At 72.7% G+C, this 19,804-nt stretch carries 13 protein-coding genes; 1 reads left to right on the plus strand and 12 read right to left on the minus strand.

Features of this window, described 5'->3' with window-relative positions:
• Positions 1–77 precede the first annotated feature (77 nt).
• On the plus strand, positions 78–1,265 hold the full coding sequence (locus tag BLW14_RS08725; RefSeq protein WP_093705953.1) for a PQQ-dependent sugar dehydrogenase: 1,188 nt from the start codon (positions 78–80) through the stop codon (positions 1,263–1,265).
• Positions 1,266–1,286: 21 nt separating this feature from the next.
• On the opposite strand, the gene BLW14_RS08730 is transcribed toward BLW14_RS08725, so the two are convergent.
• From BLW14_RS08730 to BLW14_RS08785, 12 genes are all read right to left on the minus strand, one after another.
• On the minus strand, positions 1,287–4,415 hold the full coding sequence (locus tag BLW14_RS08730) for a helix-turn-helix transcriptional regulator (protein WP_256332717.1): 3,129 nt from the start codon (positions 4,413–4,415) through the stop codon (positions 1,287–1,289).
• Between the two features lie 74 nt (positions 4,416–4,489).
• Positions 4,490–4,669, minus strand: coding sequence for a hypothetical protein (locus BLW14_RS08735; RefSeq protein ID WP_093705957.1), 180 nt, complete (start codon positions 4,667–4,669; stop codon positions 4,490–4,492).
• Positions 4,670–4,884: 215 nt separating this feature from the next.
• The gene (locus tag BLW14_RS08740) at positions 4,885–5,526 is read right to left on the minus strand and encodes a hypothetical protein (protein WP_093705959.1); all 642 of its coding nucleotides are present in this window, start codon (positions 5,524–5,526) and stop codon (positions 4,885–4,887) included.
• Between the two features lie 64 nt (positions 5,527–5,590).
• The gene (locus tag BLW14_RS08745; RefSeq protein ID WP_093705961.1) at positions 5,591–7,804 is read right to left on the minus strand and encodes an MMPL family transporter; all 2,214 of its coding nucleotides are present in this window, start codon (positions 7,802–7,804) and stop codon (positions 5,591–5,593) included.
• 186 nt (positions 7,805–7,990) lie between these two features.
• Positions 7,991–10,099 (minus strand): phosphocholine-specific phospholipase C, encoded by a 2,109-nt coding sequence (locus tag BLW14_RS08750; protein WP_093705963.1) that lies wholly within the window; start codon positions 10,097–10,099, stop codon positions 7,991–7,993.
• A gap of 186 nt (positions 10,100–10,285) precedes the next feature.
• Positions 10,286–11,794: an Asp-tRNA(Asn)/Glu-tRNA(Gln) amidotransferase subunit GatB gene (gatB, locus tag BLW14_RS08755; RefSeq protein ID WP_093705965.1), complete on the minus strand. Its 1,509-nt coding sequence runs from the start codon at positions 11,792–11,794 to the stop codon at positions 10,286–10,288.
• A gap of 15 nt (positions 11,795–11,809) precedes the next feature.
• The gene (locus BLW14_RS08760; protein WP_073963825.1) at positions 11,810–12,052 is read right to left on the minus strand and encodes a hypothetical protein; all 243 of its coding nucleotides are present in this window, start codon (positions 12,050–12,052) and stop codon (positions 11,810–11,812) included.
• The gene (gene gatA / locus BLW14_RS08765; RefSeq protein ID WP_093705967.1) at positions 12,049–13,551 is read right to left on the minus strand and encodes an Asp-tRNA(Asn)/Glu-tRNA(Gln) amidotransferase subunit GatA; all 1,503 of its coding nucleotides are present in this window, start codon (positions 13,549–13,551) and stop codon (positions 12,049–12,051) included. The genes BLW14_RS08760 and gatA overlap by 4 nt, the downstream gene beginning before the upstream one ends.
• Positions 13,552–13,556: 5 nt before the next feature.
• Positions 13,557–13,853 (minus strand): Asp-tRNA(Asn)/Glu-tRNA(Gln) amidotransferase subunit GatC, encoded by a 297-nt coding sequence (gene gatC / locus BLW14_RS08770; RefSeq protein ID WP_018102521.1) that lies wholly within the window; start codon positions 13,851–13,853, stop codon positions 13,557–13,559.
• Positions 13,854–14,102: 249 nt separating this feature from the next.
• On the minus strand, positions 14,103–16,280 hold the full coding sequence (locus BLW14_RS08775) for a putative bifunctional diguanylate cyclase/phosphodiesterase (protein ID WP_093705969.1): 2,178 nt from the start codon (positions 16,278–16,280) through the stop codon (positions 14,103–14,105).
• Between the two features lie 231 nt (positions 16,281–16,511).
• Positions 16,512–18,740 carry an NAD-dependent DNA ligase LigA gene (gene ligA, locus BLW14_RS08780; protein ID WP_093705971.1) on the minus strand — a complete coding sequence of 743 codons (2,229 nt, stop codon included), beginning with the start codon at positions 18,738–18,740 and terminating at the stop codon, positions 16,512–16,514.
• Positions 18,741–18,770: 30 nt separating this feature from the next.
• Entirely contained in the window at positions 18,771–19,796 is a 1,026-nt protein-coding gene (locus BLW14_RS08785; protein WP_093705973.1) for a methionine synthase, read from the minus strand.
• Positions 19,797–19,804: the final 8 nt, after the last annotated feature.

The raw sequence follows: 19,804 nt of genomic DNA on the forward strand, positions 1-19,804 counted from the left end.
TGTTCGGATCAGTGCAGGGCCCCGAGGGGCGTCAAACGGGGCACGGCCGGGGCGGCCCGGGGGCGCGACGGGGCACGGTGGCCGTGCTGGCGGCCGGCGCCCTGCTGCTGGCCGCGGGGTGCTCCTCGCAGGGGAGCGCGGAGAGTTCGGCGGGCCGGGGCGCGAGTTCTCCGGCGCACTCCCCCTCCGCCTCGCCCCGGAAGTCCGCCTCCCCGTCGCCGTCCGTCTCGCGCCCCCCGGCCGACCAGCCGCCGGCCAAGGGCTCGGCGAAGGTGGTGTCGACGCTCACCGACGGGCTGAAGTCGCCCTGGGGCCTGGCGGCGCTGCCCGGCGGCGACCTCCTGGTGGGCTCCCGGGACAAGGGGACGATCACCCGGATCGACGCGGAGACCGGCAAGAAGAAGCTCCTCGGCACGGTCCCCGGAGTCGCCCCGGCCGGCGAGGGCGGGCTGCTGGGCCTCGCCGTCTCCCCCGACTTCGGCTCGGACCACCTGGTCTACGCGTACTTCACCACCGCGTCGGACAACCGCATCGCCCGCATGATCTACGACGAGAACGGCTCGCCCGGCCAGTTGCTGGGGGCCCCCGACACGATCCTGCGGGGCATCCCCAAGGGGCAGATCCACAACGGCGGCCGGATCGCCTTCGGCCCGGACCACATGCTCTACGCGGGCACGGGCGAGACGGGCGACGACGGCCGCGCCCAGGACAAGGAGTCGCTCGCGGGCAAGATCCTGCGCATGACGCCCGACGGTGAGCCGCTGCACGGCAACCCGGAGGCCGACTCCGTGGTGTATTCGTACGGGCACCGCAATGTGCAGGGGCTCGCCTGGGACGCGGAGAAGCGGCTGTGGGCCTCCGAGTTCGGCCAGGACACCTGGGACGAGCTGAACCTGATCGAGCCGGGCGGCAACTACGGCTGGCCGGACGTCGAGGGAACCGCGCACAAGGAGGGCTTCCGGGACCCGGTGGCCCAGTGGAAGACCTCCGAGGCGTCGCCGAGCGGCGTCGCCTACGTCAGGGGCTCCATCTGGATGGCCGGCCTGCGGGGCGAACGGCTGTGGCGCATCCCGCTGTCCCGCGAGGACGGGGCGGCGAAGGAGCCGCTGGCGGACCCGCAGGCCTTCCTGGAGGGCGAGTACGGGCGGCTGCGGACCGTGCTGGCGGCGGGCGGCGACAAGCTCTGGCTCGTCACGAGCGAGACGGACGGCCGGGGAACGCCGAAACCGGGCGACGACAGGATCCTGCTGGTGCAGGTGAGGTAACGGCGCCCCGGCGGTCCCGGCTCACCGGTGCTCCGGCACCGGGTACAGCCGCAGCCGGTGGGCCAGTGCGGCGGCCTCGCCGCGGCCGGCGACGCCCAGCTTGGCCAGGATGTTGGAGACGTGGACGCTCGCGGTCTTCGGCGAGATGTACAGCTCCTCGGCGATGCGGCGGTTGGTGAGCCCGGCGGCGACCAGCCGGTGGACGTCCTGCTCGCGCGGGGTCAGCCCGAAGGACTCCACGGCGGCGGCCGCGGCCCGCAGCTGCTCCTCGGAGGGGTCCCGGACGGGCCCGCGCTCGTCCGGGACGACGACCGCGGCCGGTATCTCCTCCGCCTCGCCGCCCGCACCGGTCAGCGCGACGCGGGCGCGGCCGGCCAGCAGTTCGATGGTCCCGGTGAGCGGGCGGGCCCCGAGGCGCACCGCGGTGGCGTGCGCCTCGCGGAGCAGGCCCGTGGCGGCGGCCCGGTCCGTGGAGGCGACGAGCAGGGCCTCCGCCCAGCGGTGCCGGATCTGCGCCAGTTCGTACGGGCGGTTCAGCGGGTCGAACGCCCGGGCGGCACGCTCCCAGAGGTCCGGGGTGTCGGTGCCCTCGGCCCTGGCCAGCTCCGCCTCGACGAGCAGGACGTAGCCGGACCAGACCGGGACGAGGGCCGGCAGCCGCTTGAGGTGGCTGCGGACCAGGGCGAGGATCGCCGGCCGGCCCGGTTCGGTGGCGGGCAGGCCCCGGGCGTCGGCCTCGGCCGCCGCGACGGCGTGCAGCATCGGGAAGGCGTAGCGCTGGGTGCCGGTCGGGAAGCCCTCGGCGGCCTGGGCCTCGAAGGCGGCGCGTGCCTCGGGCAGGCGGCCCTGCTGCGCGGCGATCTGGATGGCGTGCCGTACGGGGTTGATGAAGTGCTGCGGCTGGGGGTCACTGGAGCCGAAGCAGCGGCGGGTCAGGGCCAGTTGCCGTTCGGCCTCGGCGAAGTCGCCGCGGGCCAGGGCGATCTCGGTGCGACGGGCGGCGACCAGGCCCTGGGACTTGCGGGACAGCGACTTGCGGGCGGCTGCCTCGGTGGTGGCCAGCGATTCGTCCCAGCGGCCCAGCGAGAACAGGGACATCGCCTGGTTGGTACGGACCCAGGCCTCGATGTCCGCGACGCCGTGCTCGTGGCAGACGCGGATGCCGTGGTCGGCGGCGGCCACCGCCTCCAGGGAGCGGCCCATCGCCTCCAGCGTGGAGGGGAGGTTGATGCCTGCCCGGCCCATGACGTCGATGAGGCCCAGCTCGTCGGCCCGGTCGCGGACGGCGTACATCTCGGCGATGCCCTCGTCCACGGCGCCCGCGTCCGCGTTGAGCCAGCCGCGGGTGAGCCGGGCGTGCAGCTCGATGTACTCGTCGCCGACGAGCTGGGCGTACTCCACGGCCCGCTCGGCGGCGGCCAGGGTGTCGGCGCCGGGGCGGTGCAGGGCGCCCCAGCCGGCGACCAGCATCAGGACGAACGCGTGCACCTTCGACGGGGGCAGACCCCGGACCAGGCTCTCGGCCGTGGCCAGTTCCTCCCAGCCGTCGCCGCGCGTGAGGTCCTGGACCAGGCGGGAGCGCTGGACCCAGAACCAGGCGGCGCGCAGCGCGTCGTCCTCGCCCTCCAGGATGCGCAGGGCCTTCTTGCAGATGGCGAAGGCCCGTTCGCGCTCGCCGCCGAGCCGGGCGGCGACGGTGGCCTCGGCCATCAGGTCGAGATAGGTCAGGGGTGCGGAGGCGTCCCGGCCGCAGGTGGGGTACACCTCGGCGTAGTCGATGGGGCGCAGCGTGCTCCGTACGTCCTCCGGGGCGTCGTCCCACAGCTCCAGCGCCCTTTCCAGCAGGCGCAGTTGCTCGGCGTAGGCGTTGCGGTGGCGGGCCCGTACGGATGCCTTGAGGACGGCGGGCAGCGCCTTGGCCGGGTCGTGCGCGCCGTACCAGTAGCTGGCGAGGCGGGTGGCGCGCTCCGCGTCGCAGACGAGGCCCGGGTCGGCCTCCAGGGCTTCCGCGTAACGGCGGTTGAGGCGGGAGCGCTCGCCGGGCAGCAGGTCGTCGCTGACGGCCTCGCGGACCAGGGAGTGGCGGAAGCGGTAGCCGTCGCCCTCCGGGGTGGTGAGCAGCAGATTGGCGCCGACGGCGGTGCGCAGGGCCTCGATGAGGTCGTCCTCGGCGAGTCCGGCGACGGCGGCCAGCAGCTCGTACTCGACGGCTGAGCCGCCCTCGGCGACGATCCTGGCGACCTTCTGGGCGTCGGCGGAGAGGGTCTCGACGCGGACGAGGAGCAGGTCGCGCAGCGAGTCGGGCAGGCCGTCACCGGCTCCGCTGCCGCACTCCAGGGTGCAGACGAGCTCCTCGACGAAGAAGGCGTTGCCGTCGGAGCGCTCGAATATCTCGTCCACCAGGGCGGGTTCGGGGGTGCCGGCGAGGATGCCGGCGAGCTGGCGGCGGACCTCGGAGCGGTTGAACCGGGCGAGTTCGATGCGGCGGACGGTGCGCAGCCGGTCGATCTCGGCGAGGAGGGGGCGCAGCGGGTGGCGGCGGTGGATGTCGTCGGCGCGGTAGGTGCCGACGACCACGAGGCGGCCGCTGCGCAGGGTGCGGAAGAGGTAGGCGAGGAGGTGGCGGGTGGAGGAGTCCGCCCAGTGCAGGTCCTCCAGGACGAGGACGACGGCCCGGTCGGCGGAGAGGCGCTCCAGGAGCCGGACGGTCAGTTCGAAGAGGCGGGCGGTGCCGAGCTCGTCGGAGCCGTCGCGGCCGGGCTCGCCCAGCTCGGGCAGGAGCCGGGCCAGTTCGCCCTCCTGGCCGGCGCAGGCGGCGGCCATCTCCTCCGGCAGGACGCGGCGCAGGGCGCGCAGGGCCGTGGAGAAGGGGGCGTACGGCAGTCCGTCGGCGCCGATCTCGACGCAGCCCCCGACGGCGACGACGGCGTCGCGGCGGGCGGCGACGGCGAGGAACTCCTCGACCAGCCTGGTCTTGCCGACCCCCGCCTCACCGCCGATGAGCAGGGCCTGCGGTTCGCCGCAGAACCCTCCGGCCGCACCGGAGGGTTCCGTGGTGGCGCGGGCGAGCGCGCCGGTGAGCGAGTTGAGTTCGCCGGTGCGGCCGACGAACACGGGGCTGACTGACCTGGTCTCCACCCGGCTGAGCATCGCACACAGGTCCGACAGTGAGGACGGAATTATCCGGGGGTCGAGAGGCCCCCGGCCCCGGTCCACGACGGGCCCTACGCGGCGTGCGTGAACCGGTCCCGTATCCCGCTGGTACTCACCGTCCTTCCGGACTCCTCGCGGGCGGTCCGGCGGGCGGCGCGGCGGCTGCGGTTAGCCTCACCGGCGAGGCGCTCGAGGGAGGCGCGGCGCAGGAGTTCGGCGTGCATGATCTTGTGGAGCTCGTACTCGAACATGGGGTGTCCCCTTGAGTGAGGGCCCTTCCGGGCCTCGGTGGCGGCAGTTCCTCTGCCGTGCCACCACTCTCGTCCCCCAGGGGGGTGCGCCACATCGGGCGTCTTCCGCATCTGTGGACCGCGGACGCCTTAGGCCCGGGGCCCCACCACCGCCCAGGACCGGTGAATACACCCGGACATGCCTTAGTACGTGGTTCCGGGGCCCCGGAACCGTCCTATCCGGCCGTGGTGGGCAGGGCCACGATGAGGTCGAAGTACATGGCCACGGAGATGAGTACGCCGAGCGCGCCGAGGGCGATGCCGCCGCGGGCCACCGCGCGGACCCAGCCGGCCTGCGGCTGCCGGGCCGGGGCGCCGAACGCGGGCCGGACCAGGACGTAGGTGCCGACGAGCAGGGCGAGCAGCCCGAAGAGGCCGTTGACCAGGGAGGTGGCGTGCCAGGCGTCGCCGTATATCTCGTTGATCTGCTGGGCGGCCGAGCCGCCGGAAGAGGTCTTGATCTGGCCGATCAGGGTCTCGCGCTCGGCGGCGACCCGGCCGCTCCAGGCGCCGGTGAGCGCGACGACGCCGAGCCCGGCGGAGACGACCGCGGCGGACGCGGCGGCGAGCCGCCCGGAGGACTCCTCGTCGGTGTCTTCGGCGTCGTCGTCATAGTTGCCGGCGGCAGCGGCGCCGGCGGCGGCCTCCGTGTCAGCGGTCTGTTCGTCCGGCGCGCCGGCCCCCGGCCCCCTCTCGTCCCGGTCCTGCTGTTCCGGATTCTCCGCGGTCACGCGGTCGGCCCCGGCGGCCGTCTTCTCGGTCGTGCTGTCGGTGGTCTTCTCGCCGTCGGCGACGGCTTCGGGCGTCGTGGGGTTCATGTGCCGCACGCTAGGTGCCGCAGATGAGAGGCCCCTTAACGAACCCCGTCACGTTGGAGCGCGGTCAGTGGACGCGCCGGGCCGGCTCCTCCTCGTACGTCCGCACCCCCGGCACCGGCGCCCGTGTCACCGGGCGGTCCGGCGGTTCGATGCTCAGGCGGGGCAGCCGGCGGTCCAGCCAGCCGGGCAGCCACCAGTTGGCGCCGCCCAGCAGGTGCATCAGGGCCGGGACGAGCAGGGTGCGCAGCACGAACGCGTCCAGGGCCACGGCCGCCGCCAGGGCGATGCCGAACATCGCGATGACGCGGTCGCCGCTGAGCACGAAGGCGAGGAACACCGAGATCATGATCACGGCCGCCGAGTTGATCACCCGGCTGGTCTCGGCGAGGCCCACCCGGACCGCGCGCCGGTTGTCGCGGGTCTCCAGCCACTCCTCGTACATCCGGCCGACCAGGAAGACCTGGTAGTCCATCGAGAGGCCGAAGAGCACGGAGACCATGATCACCGGCAGGAAGGGCTCGATGGGGCCCGCGCTGCCGAGGCCGAGCAGCTCGCTTCCCCAGCCCCACTGGAAGATCGCGACGACCACGCCGAACGACGAGGCGACCGCCGCGACGTTCATCGCCGCCGCCTTCAGCGGGATGCCGACGGACCGGAAGGCCATCAGCAGGAGCAGGCAGCCAAGCCCTATGACGACGCCGATGAACAGCGGCAGCTTGCCGATGATGATCTGCGCGAAGTCGTCGTAGCTGGCCGTCACCCCGCCCACATGGGTCTCCAGCGAGGTGTTGTCGGCGGCCTTCGGCAGGACGTCGGTGCGCAGCCGCTCGACGAGTTCGCTGGTCGCGCGGGACTGCGGGGAGGAGTCGGGGACGACGGTGACGTACGCGGTGTCGCCGGCCGCGTTGTACGTGACCGGGTGGGCCCACGCCACGCCGTCGACCGCGCGCAGGGTGGCCGGCAGGGCGTCCATCGCGAGCCGGTCGTCGGCGCCGTCCAGGTGCGCTGCGACGGTCAGCGGCCCGTTGACGCCGGGGCCGAAGCCGTCGGCGAGCAGGTCGTACGCCTGCCGGGTGGTGGCGGACTCCGCGTTGTTGCCCTGGTCCGAGCTGCCGAGGTGGAGCGAGAAGGTGGGCAGCGCGAGGACCAGCATCACCACGGCGGCGAGCGCGCCCAGCAGCTTGGGGTGCCGCTCGACGAACGCGGCCCAGCGGGCGGCGAAGCCGGTGGGGAGGTCGGGCCGCGGCCCGTGCTCGGCCAGCCGGGCCCGTTCGCGCCGGCTCAGCGCCCGCAGCCCGATGAGCGAGAGCAGGGCCGGCAGCAGGGTCACCGACGCGGCGACGGTCAGGACGACGGTGAGGGAGGCCGCGATGGCGACGCCGTTGAGGAAGCTCAGGCGCAGGATCAGCATGCCGAGCAGGGCGATGCAGACGGTGGCCCCGGCGAAGACGACGGCCCGCCCGGTCGTCGCGACCGCGTGCTGCGCGGCCTCGGGCACGGTCATGCCGCGCCGCAGCCCTCTGCGGTGCCGGGTGACGATGAACAGGGCGTAGTCGATGCCGACCCCGAGCCCTATCAGCATGCCGAGCATGGGCGCGAAGTCGGCGACGGTCATCACGTGCCCGAGCAGCATGATGCCCGCGTAGGCCGTGCCGACCGAGACGAGCGCGGTGGCGATGGGCAGCATGCTCGCGGCGAGCGAGCCGAAGGCGAGGAAGAGCACGACGGCCGCGACGACGACCCCGACGACCTCGCTGAGATGCGCGGCGTGCGCCTCGGTGAGCCCGACGGCCTGGCCGCCCAGCTCGACGCGCAGGTGCGGGCTCCCGGCGGCCTTCGCGGTGTCCACGACCGCCTGCACCTGCGCCACGGGGACGTCGTCGGCGCGCTTGTCGAAAGTGACGGTGGCGTACGCGGTGTGCCCGTCGGTGCTGATCTGCGCGCCGCCGGTGTCCGTGTACGGGCTCTCCACCGCCCCGACGCCCGGCAGCCGTTCGACGGCGTGCAGGGTGCGGGTCATCTTCTGCTCGACGTCGGTGGCCCGGACCGTGGAGTCCGCGGTGTGCCAGACGATGGTGTCGGTGTCGCCGCCGAGGTCGGTGAAGCCGCTCTTCAGCAGGTCGGCGGCGCGGCCGGACTCGGTTCCGGGCGCCTCGTAGTCGTTGGAGTAGGCGGGCCCCGCGAACCCCGCGGCGGCGGCCGTGCCGCCGAGGGCGAGCAGCCAGATGAGAACGGCGACGAGGCGGTGCGTGACGCACCAGCGGGCGATGGCTGCCAAGGGACGTGCTCCCTGCGGGTTCGTGGACCTTTACCCGCAGATAACACGATCTGCCCGCAAAAGTCGCATGACCTGAGAACGCCACTCTGACAGCAGAAGATGATCCTTTGTCCCTTTCGTGGCCATGGTCACAGGGCCCGGTCCCGGGTGAACCGGGGGGATGGGGCCCTGTGACCGGCGGCCCCGTCAGCCGGAGACGCTCGCCCGGCCGTTCTCGATGTGCCCCATCAGCCGCCGCCGGAAGCCGTTCTCGCCCTCGGCCGTGACCGCCAGGTCGTACCAGCCGTGCGCGTCGGCCGCCGAGTGCACGACCGTACGGCTGCGGCCCGGCTTGACGGTGACGTGACGGGTCCAGTTCCGCAGGTCGGCCTCGTCGACGTAGCCGAGCGGCCGCACCAGGAAGGTCAGGGTGCGGCGGCCGTTGTTGCGCAGCGTGAGGTGCAGATCGCGGTCGCGGGCGTCGACGCGGGTGGTGACCTCGGCGCCGCCTTCGGCCGGTCCCTCGAACTCGCGCCGGAAGCCGTTCGGCCCGGTCACCGTGAAGCGGTACGACCCGCCCGTCAGCGGGACGGTCCAGTGCCCGTCGCCCCGGACGTCCTGGTGCTGCGGGGCCGGGAACTCGCCCGCGTACGGGTACAGCGCGAAGTGTGCCGACGCCTTGCCGCTGTTGCCGAGCTCCACCCGCAGACCGCCGCGCGCCCGCCGGACCTGGGCGTCGGGCTGGTAGGGAAGCGGGCGCGCCGGGCGTACACCGGGCTCCTGCTCCGGCAGGTGCTGGACGGCGGGGGGCTTCGGCTGCCAGCGGCCGCTGAGCGGCGGGATCGCCCCGGGCCGCTCCACGGCGGGCTGCCGGCGCTGCCGGGTGAAGTCGAACGCGGAGGTGAGGTCACCGGTGACCCGCCGCCGCCAGTCGCTGATGTTGGGCTCCTCCACGCCCGTCCAGCGCTCCAGGAAGCGGATGACGGAGGTGTGGTCGAAGACCTCGGAGCAGACGTAACCGCCCACGGTCCACGGCGAGACGACGAGCATCGGCACCCGGATGCCGAGGCCGGTCGGGCGGCCCTCCCACTCCTCGTCGGTCACGCCGGGGGGCGCGACGGGCGGCGGGACGTGGTCGAAGAAGCCGTCGTTCTCGTCGTAGTTGATCAGCACGGCGGTGTGCCGCCAGACTTCCGGGTGCTTGCCGAGCGCGTCGAGGATCTTGTAGACGACGGTGGCGCTGTGCACCGGCGAGGAGACGCTCGGGTGCTCGGAGTCGACGGCCGACGGGACCAGGTAGGAGACCTCCGGCAGCTTGCCGGCCGCCACGTCCTTGGCGAACTCCTCGGCCAGCGTCCCGGTCGGCACCCGGCGCAGCGCCCGTTCGAACAGACTGCGCTCCTGCCGGGTTAGGGTGGCCACGCCCTGCTCCAGGAGCCCGAGCAGCCGCGCCCGTTCGGCCTCGGAGGCGTCCCGGACCTGCGCGTAGAAGGACTCCATGTACGTGTGGCCGCCGGTCTTGGCCAGGGCCTTGCGGGCGACGGCCTTGAAGGTGGCGTAGAACTCGATCTGGTTGTCGGTGAAGTTCTCCCACTCGGTATACGTGCGCCAGCTGCGCCCGGCCTTCTCCAGCCGCTCGGCGTAGGTGGACCAGTCGTAGCCGGGATGCGTGCCCTCGTCGTACGCGTCGTTGCCGACGGCCCGCTTCCCGTTCGGCTCGAAGCCGGTCTTCCCGCTCCACAGGTGGTTGCGGTTGGGGCTGGTGGAGCTGTGGATCGAGGAGTGGTACGCGTCGCAGACGGTGAAGGTGTCGGCCAGCTCGTAGTGCAGCGGGATGTCGCGGCGGTCGTAGTACGCCATCGTGGCCGCGGTCTTGGCGCTGATCCAGCCGTTCATCCAGCCGCCGCCCCAGGCCTTCGCGCCGCCGTTCCAGGAGTGGTCGAGGGCGCCGATGTACTGGAGGTCCCTCTTCTGCTCCTCGGCCGCGCCGCGCACCGGGAAGGGCAGCACGGTGGAGCCGGCCGCGCCGGGCTGCTCGAACACCGTCGTACCGGTGGGCAGTTCGACGGCGTTGCGGTCGCCGAAGCCGCGTACGCCGCGCAGGGTGCCGAAGTAGTGATCGAAGGAACGGTTCTCCTGCATCAGGATCACCACGTGCCTGATGTCCCGCAGCCCCCCGCCACCGGGCCCCGCGTGGGCGGGCTGCGCGGCGATGGCGGCCTGGAGCGACGGCGGCAGGAACGATCCCGCCGCGGCGGCGCCGAGCGCGCCGCCGCCCAGCGCGAAGAGCCGTCGCCGTGACATGTCCGTGGTCAAAAGAGCCTCCCCATTCCGGTGGTTACAGCGGGGAAGCTATGCAGGCCGGGTGGCGCGGGGAAGGACTGCGCGCGGACCGGTGGTTAACGTCCAACAGGTCCGCCCAAAAGTCCAAGCATGCCCGAGGGGCGGTGTTCCAGGTCCGGAGACCGGGAACACCGCCCCTCGGGGCCGTACGGGAAGGGCTCAGCCCTCGACGCCGAGCTTCTCCAGGATCAGCTCGCGCACCCGCGCCGCGTCCGCCTGGCCGCGGGTCGCCTTCATGACCGCGCCGACCAGCGCGCCGGCCGCCGCGACCTTGCCGCCGCGGATCTTGTCCGCGATCGCCGCGTTGCCCGCGATGGCCTCGTCCACGGCGGTGGACAGGGCGCCCTCGTCGGAGACGACCTTCAGGCCGCGCTTCTCGACGACGGTGTCCGGGTCGCCCTCGCCGGCGAGCACGCCGTCCAGGACCTGTCGGGCCAGCTTGTCGTTGAGGTCGCCCGCGGCGACGAGCTCGGCGACCCGGGCGACCTGCGCCGGGGTCACGGGCAGCTCGTCGAGGCCGCGGCCGGTCTCGTTGGCGTTGCGGGCCAGCTCGCCCATCCACCACTTGCGGGCCTGGTCCGACGGGGCGCCCGCCTCGGTCGTGGCGACGATCAGGTCGACCGCGCCCGCGTTGAGGATGGACTGCATGTCGTGCTCGGAGACGCCCCACTCCTCCTTGAGCCGGGCGCGGCGCAGCCTCGGCAGCTCCGGGAGGCCGCCCCGCAGCTCCTCGACCCACTCACGGGCCGGGGCGACCGGCACCAGGTCGGGCTCGGGGAAGTAGCGGTAGTCCTCGGCGTTGTCCTTGATGCGGCCGGCCGTGGTGGAGCCGTCCTCCTCGTGGAAGTGCCGGGTCTCCTGGATGATCGTGCCGCCGGAGTTCAGCACCGCGGCGTGGCGCTGGATCTCGAAGCGGGCGGCCCGCTCGACGGAACGCAGCGAGTTCACGTTCTTCGTCTCGGAGCGCGTACCGAACTGCTCGGTGCCGTTCGGGCGCAGCGACAGGTTGACGTCGCAGCGCATCTGGCCCATCTCCATGCGGGCCTCGGAGACGCCGAGCGCCTTGATGAGCTCGCGCAGCTCGGCCACGTACGCCTTGGCGACCTCGGGGGCCCGTGCGCCCGCTCCCTCGATCGGCTTGGTGACGATCTCGATGAGCGGGATGCCCGCGCGATTGTAGTCGAGCAGGGAGTGGGACGCGCCGTGGATACGGCCGGTGGCGCCGCCGACGTGCGTCGACTTGCCGGTGTCCTCCTCCATGTGGGCGCGCTCGATCTGCACCCGGAAGATCTCGCCGTCCTCCAGCTGGACGTCCAGATAGCCGTCGTAGGCGATCGGCTCGTCGTACTGGGAGGTCTGGAAGTTCTTCGGCATGTCCGGATAGAAGTAGTTCTTCCGGGCGAAGCGGCACCACTCGGCGATCTCGCAGTTCAGCGCGAGACCGATCTTGATCGCGGACTCGACGCCGATCGCGTTGACGACCGGCAGCGCGCCGGGCAGACCGAGGCAGACCGGGCAGGTCTGCGAGTTGGCGTCCTGCTTCAGCTCGGTCGAGCACCCGCAGAACATCTTCGTCTTGGTGCCGAGCTCCACGTGGACCTCGAGGCCCATGACGGGGTCGTACGTCGCGAGGGCGTCCTCGTACGACTCCAGGTCGATGACAGTCACGGAAAACTTTCCCTCTCAGCCCAGCAGTACGTCGTCGTCGCCGAGACGCTTCAGTTCGCGATAGAGGATCGCGAGACCGGTGGCGATGGCGGCTGCGGACACGGCGGCGTCGATGAGGCGCAGCGTGTCGTTGTCCGAGCGGGCCAGCTTCGCCTGCTTGGCGACGCTGAGCGCCCCGAAGGCGGTGGTCGCCATCGACACGTAGAGCCCGGTCTTCGACTTCTTGAAGTTCTTGGCCTTCTTGGTCATGGCGCTCATAGCGAAGGTGCCTCCTCGATCAGCGGGTGTCCCCACTTTTCCACGAAAGCGGCCTCGACGGCGGCTCCGACCCTGTAGAGCCGGTCGTCCTTCATGGCGGGGGCGATGATCTGCAGCCCGACCGGAAGGCCGTCCTCGGGCGCCAGGCCGCAGGGCAGCGACATGGCGGCGTTGCCGGCCAGGTTGGTCGGGATGGTGCACAGGTCGGCCAGGTACATCGCCATCGGGTCGTCGGCGCGCTCGCCGATCGGGAAGGCGGTGGTGGGCGTGGTCGGCGAGACGATCACGTCGACCTGCTCGAATGCCCGCTCGAACTCGCGGGTGATCAGCGTGCGGACCTTCTGCGCCGAGCCGTAGTACGCGTCGTAGTAGCCGGAGCTGAGCGCGTACGTGCCGAGGATGATGCGGCGCTTGACCTCGTCGCCGAAGCCGGCCTCGCGGGTGAGCGCGGTGACGTCCTCGGCGGACTTGGTGCCGTCGTCCCCGACGCGCAGGCCGTAGCGCATGGCGTCGAACCGGGCGAGGTTCGAGGAGCACTCGGACGGCGCGATCAGGTAGTACGCCGACAGCGCGAGGTCGAAGGTCGGGCAGTCCAGCTCGACGACCGTGGCGCCGAGCGACTTCAGCAGCTCGACGGACTCGTTGAAGCGCTGGACGACCCCGGCCTGGTAGCCCTCGCCGGAGAACTGCTTGACGACGCCGACGCGCATGCCCTGGACGGAGCCGTTGCGCGCGGCCTCCACGACCGGCGGGACCGGCGCGTCGATCGACGTCGAGTCCATCGGGTCGTGTCCGGCGATCGCCTCGTGCAGCAGCGCCGCGTCCAGGACCGTGCGGGCGCAGGGGCCGCCCTGGTCGAGGGAGGACGAGAAGGCGACCATGCCGTAGCGGGAGACCCCGCCGTAGGTGGGCTTGACGCCGACCGTGCCGGTGACGGCCGCGGGCTGGCGGATGGAGCCGCCGGTGTCCGTGCCGATGGCGAGCGGGGCCTCGAAGGAGGCGAGGGCGGCGGCGGAGCCGCCGCCGGAGCCGCCCGGGATGCGGGTGAGGTCCCAGGGGTTGCCGGTGGGGCCGTAGGCGCTGTTCTCGGTGGAGGACCCCATGGCGAACTCGTCCATGTTGGTCTTGCCGAGGATGACGACGTCGGCGGCCTTCAGCTTCTGCGTGAGGGTCGCGTCGTACGGCGGGATCCAGCCCTCGAGGATCTTCGAGCCGACGGTGGTCGGCATGTCCTTCGTGGTGAAGATGTCCTTGAGCGCGAGCGGGACGCCGGCCAGCGGGCCGAGCTTCTCGCCGGCCGCCCTCTTGGCGTCCACGGCGCGGGCCTGGGCGAGCGCGCCCTCGCGGTCGACGTGCAGGAAGGCGTGCACCTTCTCGTCGACGGCGTCGATCCGGGCCAGGTGGGCCTCGGTGACCTCGACGGCGGTGAGCTCGCCGGAGGCGATCTTCGCGGCGATCTCGGCCGCGGTGAGCTTGATGATGCTGCTGATGTCCGTCATGGCAGTCAGTCCTCCCCCAGGATCTGCGGCACCTTGAAACGCTGCTGCTCCTGGGCCGGGGCGCCGGAGAGCGCCTGCTCGGGGGTGAGAGACGGACGGACGACGTCCGCCCGCATGACGTTCGTCAGCGGCAGCGGGTGGGAGGTCGGCGGTACGTCTTGGTCGGCGACCTCGGAGACGCGGGCGACCGCGCCGATGATGTCGTCGAGCTGACCGGCGAAGTGATCGAGCTCTTCGCCCTTCAGCTCCAGACGCGCCAGCCGGGCGAGGTGGGCGACCTCCTCGCGCGTGATGCCAGGCATGCAGCGATCCTCAGGGGTTGGTGTGTGGTTGGCCGGGGGCCGGCGGCACATTTCCACCGTCCGTCCGGAGGACGGGCCGCGCGGCGTCCGGCGCGTGCGCTCGCAAGGCGCCGGAGCGCCCTCGTGGCGGAGCCACTCGGGCGTTTCGGCAACGCGGCGAGCGTGCGTGCCAGGCGTCGCGCGGCAGGTGGGAATGTGCCGCCGGCCCCCAATCCTATGGGGTCGGCCACGTGCCCGAGGACAGGGTTTCTACGTGGTCGCCGGGCGCGGGCCCGTCGTGCGGCCGGAGGGGCGCTGCTCCAGCTCCGGCACCGGGGCCGCGGTCGTCGTGCCGGAGGCCGCGGCGGCGGCCGCAGCGGCCGCGGCCGCCAGCTCGGCCGGGCGGCGCCAGCCGTGCTCGCCCCGGGCCCGCAGCCAGGCGGTCGTCTCCTGGGGCGGCATCGCGGCGGCCACCAGCCAGCCCTGGACCGCGTCGCACCGCAGGTCCCGCAGCCGCTCCCAGGTCTCGTCGTCCTCGACGCCCTCGGCCACGACCAGCAGCCCGAGCGAGTGGGCCAGGTCGATGGTGCAGCGGACGATCTCCGCGTCCTCGTGGTCGATGGCGAGCCGGGCCACGAAGGACCGGTCGATCTTCAGCTCGCTGACCGGCAGACGGCGCAGATGGACCAGCGAGGAGTACCCGGTGCCGAAGTCGTCGAGGGACATCTTGACGCCGTGCCCGGTCAGCCCGGCGAGCGTGTCCGCCGCCCGCTGCGGGTCCTCCAGGAGCACGTGTTCCGTTATCTCCAGCTGGAGCGCTCCCGCCGGGACGCCGTGCCGGGCGAGCCGGGCCGCGACGCCGCCGGCGAACCCGGGGGTGTGGACGTCGCGCGGCGAGACGTTGACCGCGACGGGGACGAAGAGGCCCTGGGCCCGCCACCGGGCGACCTGGGCGAGCGCCGTCTCAAGGACGTACTCCGTGAGGTGCGGCATCAGGCCGGAGGACTCCGCGATGGCGATGAACTCGTCCGGGGGCACTCTTCCCCGCTCCGGGTGCACCCAGCGCACCAGGGCTTCGAGCCCGGCGACCTGGCCGTCGAAGCGGACCTTGGGCTGGTAGTGCAGCTCCACCTCGCCGGCGTCCAGCGCGCGGCGCAGGTCGCCGAGGAGACCGAGCCGGTCCGGGGTGTTGCTGTCGCGCTTGGACTCGTACACCTCGACGCCGGTGCGGTCGCGCTTGGCCTGGTACATCGCCACGTCGGCCCGGCGCAGCAGTCCCTCCGCGTCCAGCGCGTGGTCCGGGAAGACGGCGACGCCGGCGCTGGCCTCCAGGACCAGGGTCAGCCCGTCGAGGTCCAGCGGGGACGACAGCTCGGCGACCAGGTGGCGGGCGACGCGCTGGGCGCTGGTGGTGGAGTCGGCGGTGGGCAGCAGGACCGCGAACTCGTCGCCGCCGAGCCGGGCCGCCTCCGCGCCGCGGGGCAGGGCGAGCCGCAGCCGCTCGGCGATCTGGAGCAGCAGCCGGTCGCCGGCCAGGTGGCCGAGGGTGTCGTTGACGGCCCGGAAGCGGTCGAGGTCGATGAGGACGAGGCCGACCCGGCTGCCGAGGCTCTCGGCCTCCTCCAGCGCCGTCCAGGTCCGCTCCAGCAGCCACTGGCGGTTGGGCAGTCCGGTCAGCGGGTCCTTGAGCTGTTCCTCGGCGCGGGCGCGGGCGATCCAGAGCGTGGAGTCGAGTGCGATCAGCGGCACCGCGAAGAGCGGCAGCAGGATCGGTCGGGCCATGGCGACGACGCAGATCAGGGGGGCGATACCGAGCAGGGCGACCGCGACGAGGCCCTGGCGCAGCATCGCGGTGCGGGCGACGGTGGGCAGGCCGCCGCCCGGCTGGGCCCGCGAATACCACAGCAGGACCCGGGTGACGAGCAGATAGGTGGCGGCGGCGAGCAGGACCTCCGGGACGGCGTCGATCCCCCAGTCGAGTGGCCGCCACGGTCTCTCGACGGACTGCACCTCGCCGAACGCGGCGAGCACCAGCGCCGCCGCGCCGACCCCGAGGATGTCGACCGCGCCGTGCAGCAGCCCCTGCCACCAGCGGTGCCGGCGGGCGACGCCGACGAGGACGACCACGACGAGGCTGACCAGTCCCGCGGGCACCCAGCCGTAGAGCAGCAGCACGGCGAGGGTGAGGGCGGCGCCGGAGCCGGTGCCGCCCCACCAGCGGTCGCGGCCGAGCGCGACGAGGTGGCCGACGACGATGCCGGTGAGGACCGCGAGCGACCAGCCGGCCCTGCCGTCGGGGAAGAGGGCGTGCCCCTGGCTCAGGGCGCGGTAGAAGCCGGTCGCGAGCTGGACGGTGGCGAGGGCCACGACGACGGCGCCCACTTTGGGCGCGGGTCCTACGAAACCTTGCAGCCGCGCCACCGGTGCGGCGCTCTCGGTCGGTTTCATTCCGTCCCTCTCACAGCCGGCGATGCCGATGTCACCCGATGAATGCGTTCCGTGCCAGGACGCACCCCGGTCCCCGCCCGGTGGCCGGTCCGAGGGCGCATCTGTCCACAGTAGGCCGCGGAGGGCTGCTACGGGCAGCGGTCTACCGGTCTTGCCCGAATGCGAACCGACTATCCGTCAGCATCTGCTATGCGCCGATCGGGTGACGTTCGACGGAGTGTCGGGAACCGTTCACTCTCCGGCGGCGTCCGCCTCCTCGGTCGCCGGCCCGCCGGCCGGGACCGCCGCCTCGCGGGCGGCGTCCGGGCCCTCGTCGAGCAGTACGGCGAAGCCGCTCTCGTCGAGCACGGGGACCTTCAGCTGCACCGCCTTGTCGTACTTGGTGCCGGGGTTGTCGCCGACGACGACGAAGGAGGTCTTCTTGGAAACGGAACCGGTGACCTTCGCGCCCCGGCTCTGCAGGGCCTCTTTCGCGCCATCCCTGGTGTGCCCGGTCAGCGTGCCCGTGACGACTACGGTGAGTCCTTCGAGGGGCCGGGGACCCTCGTCCTCACCGGCTCCCCCGTCGTCCATCCGGACGCCGGCCTCGCGCCACTTGCGCACGATCTCGCGGTGCCAGTCCTCGGCGAACCACTGCTTGACCGAGGCCGCGATGATGGGCCCGACCCCGTCGGCGTCGGCCAGCTCCTGTTCGGTGGCCTCCTCGATGCGGTCGATGGACCGGAACTGGCGGGCCAGCTCGCGGGCCGCGACCGGGCCGACGTGGCGGATGGAGAGCCCGGTGAGGATGCGGGCCAGCGGGGCCTGCTTGGCGGCCTCGATGGCGTCGAGCATCGCCACGGCGTTCTTCTTGGGCTCGCCCTTCTGGTTGGCAAAGACCAGGGCCTTCTTCTCCTCGCCGGTCTTCGGGTCGCGCTTGGGCAGCCCGCTGTCCGGGTCGAGGACGTACGCCCGGATCGGCAGCAGCTCCTCCACGGTCAGCCCGAAGAGGTCGCCCTCGTCGCGCAGCGGCGGCTCGGTGGGCTCCAGCGGTGCGGTCAGCGCGGCGGCGACCACGTAACCGAAGTGGTCGATGTCGAGGCACTTGCGGCCGGCGAGGTAGGAGACGCGCTCGCGCAGCTGGGCGGGGCAGGAGCGGGCGTTGGGGCAGCGGACGTCGACGTCCGCCTCCTTCATGGGCTTCAGCTCCGTGCCGCACTCGGGGCAGTGCGTGGGCATGACGAACGCACGTTCCGTGCCGTCTCGGAGGTCGACGACGGGGCCGAGGATCTCCGGGATCACGTCACCCGCCTTGCGGAGCACCACCGTGTCGCCGATGAGGACGCCCTTGGCCTTGACCACGTTCTGGTTGTGCAGGGTGGCGAACTCGACCTCGGAGCCCGCCACCACGACCGGTTCGACCTGGGCGTACGGGGTGACACGGCCGGTGCGGCCGACGCCGACGCGGATGTTGACCAGCTTGGTGTTGACCTCCTCCGGCGCGTACTTCCAGGCGATGGCCCAGCGCGGGGCGCGGGAGGTGGAGCCCAGCCGGCCCTGGAGCGGGATCTCGTCGAGCTTGACGACGACGCCGTCGATCTCGTGCTCCACGGAGTGCCGGTGCTCGCCGAAGTACGCGATGAACTCCCGTACGCCGGCGAGGGAGTCGACGACCTTGTTGTACTTGGCGGTGGGCAGGCCCCACTCGTGCAGCAGCTCGTAGGCGTGCGACAGGCAGTCGATGTCGAAGCCCTCGCGGGCACCGATGCCGTGGACCACCATGTGCAGCGGCCGGGAGGCGGTGACCTTGGGGTCCTTCTGGCGGAGCGAACCGGCCGCCGCGTTGCGGGGGTTGGCGAAGGGCTTGTCCTCGGCCTCGACCAGCCGGGCGTTCAGCTCCTCGAAGCCCTCCATCGGGAAGAAGACCTCGCCGCGGACCTCGACGAGCGGCGGGACGCGGTCGCCCTTCAGCCGGTGCGGGATGTCGGAGATGGTGCGGACGTTGGGCGTGATGTCCTCGCCGGTACGGCCGTCGCCGCGGGTCGCGGCCCGGGTCAGCACGCCGTTCTCGTATGTGAGGTTGACGGCGAGGCCGTCGATCTTCAGCTCGCACAGGAAGTGGTACCCGGGCGAGCCCACGTCCCGGGCGATGCGCTCGCCCCAGGCGGCCAGCTCCTCGTCGTCGAAGGCGTTGTCCAGGGACAGCATGGGCTCGCGGTGCTCGACCGACGTGAACTCCGTGCGGTACGGCCCGGCGACCTTCTGGGTCGGCGAGTCCGGGGTGCGCAGCGGGGGGTGCGCGTCCTCCAGGGCCTCCAGCTCGCGCATCAGCCGGTCGAACTCGGCGTCGCTGACGACCGGCTGGTCGTTCACGTAATACCGGAAGCGGTGCTCCTCGATCTGCTCCGCGAGGAGCTTGTGCCTCTCCTGCGCGTCCGCCGGCACTGCGGTCTGCCCTGCGGTCTGCTCTTCGCCGGCCATCGTCCCGTCCTCCCGTTACCCAGCGCCCCGTTACTCAGGGTTGTCTGCGAGCGATTTTGCGGCCCGGGCGCAATGGGCCAGCGCGGCCCGTGCGTACGCGGGCGACGCGCCCGCGAGACCGCACGAGGGGGTGACCGTCACGGACTCGGTCAGAGTCCCCGGATTCAGCCCCAGCCTGCGCCACAGCGTCCTGACACCCATGACGCTACCGCCCGGGTCGGACAATCGGCCCGAGGCCGGGTCGGTGCCCGGCACCACTCCGAAGAACATCCTGGTGCCGCCCTCGACGGCTTCCCCGACGGCCTCCTCCTCACGCTCGGTGAGGAGCGACAGATCGAAGGAGATTCCCCCGGCCCCGGCCCTGCGGAGCAGGGCGAAGGGCACCTCGGGGGCGCAGGTGTGCACGAGCGTGGCGGTCTCCCCGGCCGCCCCGAGCACCTCGCGCAGCGTGGCCTCCACGATCTGGCGGTCCACCGCCCGGTGGGTGCGGTAGCCGCTCGCGGTCCTGACCCGGCCGCGCAGCACGGCGGTGAGGGAGGGTTCGTCGAGCTGGAGGACGAGGCGCGCGCCGGGCACCCGGCGCCGGACCTCGGCGAGGTGGCCGCGCAGCCCCTCGGCGAGCGAGTCCGCGAGGTAGCGGCAGGCGCCCGGGTCACCGAGGAAGGCCTCGCCGCCCCGGCGTTCCAGGGCGGCGGCCAGAGTCCAGGGGCCGACGGCCTGGACCTTGAGCGGGCCCTCGTAGCCCTGGGTGAACTCCTCCAGGGCGTCGAGGTCCTCACCGAGCCAGGACCGGGCCCGGCGGGTGTCGCGGCCGGGCCGGTCGCTGATCCGCCAGCCGCTCGGCTCGACGTGCCCGTACAGCTCGGCGAGCAGCCCGATGGTCCGTCCGATCATGTCGGCCCCGGGACCGCGGGCCGGAAGTTCCGCCAGGTACGGCATGCCCCCGCCGTCCCCGAAGGAGCCGGTGACGGTCTTCGCCGCCTCCCGGGCGTCTCCCCCGGGCATCGAGCCGATCCCGGTGGCCGGGCAGTCCCTGAACTCGCTGTTCTCGCTCACGCGGGAAG

The organism is Streptomyces sp. 2131.1, assembly GCF_900105515.1.
Taxonomy (GTDB): Bacteria; Actinomycetota; Actinomycetes; order Streptomycetales; family Streptomycetaceae; genus Streptomyces; species Streptomyces drozdowiczii.